The sequence below is a fragment of the Rhizobium metallidurans genome (genome assembly GCF_014196505.1).
Taxonomy (GTDB): domain Bacteria; phylum Pseudomonadota; class Alphaproteobacteria; order Rhizobiales; family Rhizobiaceae; genus Rhizobium; species Rhizobium metallidurans.
On record NZ_JACIDW010000061.1, the window covers coordinates 1 to 1309 of the forward strand.

Genomic DNA, 1309 nt, shown 5'->3' on the forward strand with positions numbered 1-1309 from the left:
CCACTATTGTCCGGTTTAACTCCCGGTCAATTGCAGCGAGAATTGTCTTGGGTCCGTTGTGGGGCTTTCGTGCGGTCTTTTCAGAGTGTCGATGGGTCGGCGGTGCATGATGTTGAGGCGCACCAGCCTTGAGAAGGCAAGCGGCTTTGTGATGGTGGTCTGGCAGGCCTGGGCAGCGCGCAGCAGGAGATAGGCGATCAGCGCGACGAAGACCTGGATGCGCACGGCGTTTTCCGAGGCGCCGAGGAAGTGGCGGATCTTGAGGTTCTGCTTGATCCACTTGAAGAACAGTTCGATGCGCCAGCGCTGCTTGTAGAGGTCGGCGATGTCCTGTGCGGGTGCGTCGAGGTCGTTGGTGACCAGCCGGATGACCTTGCCGGTGCTGATCCGGACGGTGATCTCGCGCACTTGTCTGTGGAAGGGATTGCGCCGCGAGCCGGCCATGCGCTTGGGCAGGTGGCCGATCCTGTCGGACAGGATGGTGGCGGCCGCATCGGCTGAGGTCTTGCCCGCACGCCCGGCTGACCCCTTGCCCGCCTGCCTGGGCGGCTTGCGAGCGGCCTTGTTCTTGGCCGCGCCGCCGGCCTCGTCCGTCGAGGTGATGGCCGCAGTGACGATCGTGTGGCTCTTCAGGCGGGTGACGAAGCGGGCCTTTGCCCTGTCGATTTCGGCCCACCAGGCGAAATCGTAATAGCCGAGGTCGAAGACATAGGTGACGCCGGGCTCGATCGCGATCTTCTTGGCCGGCGTGATGTCGTTGGTCTTCTGGCCGGTCAAGGCCATCGACAGCGGCGCATCGGCATCGGGATCGTAGGCGATGTGCAGCTTGGCGGCATGCTTGCCGCCGATCATGTCGGCCCAGCCCTGAGACAGCGAGGAGAGCTTGACGCGGGTGGCGTCGAGCACGCGCAGGCTGTCGCCGAGATGACGGCGCGTCCTGCGCCCGGCTTGGGCGGCCATGTGGGAAAACAGCCTTGCAAACACATCGGCCGGACGGCGGGCATTGGCATCGGCGAGCGTCGTGCGGGCGACCGGCCGGCCGCCGACGTGATAGAGCCGTGCTGCGTGGCTGGTAAGCCCGGCCTCGATCTCGCGCAGGCTGCCGGCGCCCGAGAGCTGGCCGAACAGCAACGCCAGGAACTGCGCCTTCGTCGTCAACCGGCGCACCCGGTGGTCGGCCTTGTGTTCATCCACAAGCCGATCGAATACCGACCACGGAATATGCTGTTGGATCTGATGAAAGACGCTATTCTCATGCCGCATGACATTGATCTCCAATGCGTGTCCAGAACGCCGCGAAACGTCTGAA

General features: G+C 64.1%; 1 protein-coding gene. It reads right to left on the minus strand.

Annotated features, from left to right (window positions below):
* Nucleotides 1–15: 15 nt before the first annotated feature.
* Nucleotides 16–1263, minus strand: coding sequence for an IS4 family transposase (locus GGQ67_RS25030; protein ID WP_183902801.1), 1248 nt, complete (start codon nt 1261–1263; stop codon nt 16–18).
* Nucleotides 1264–1309: the final 46 nt, after the last annotated feature.

Coding starts and splice junctions, on each gene's coding strand:
- GGQ67_RS25030 (WP_183902801.1), bottom strand. CDS start 1,263: ATGCGGCATGAGAATAGCGTCTTTCATCAGATCCAACAGCATATTCCG.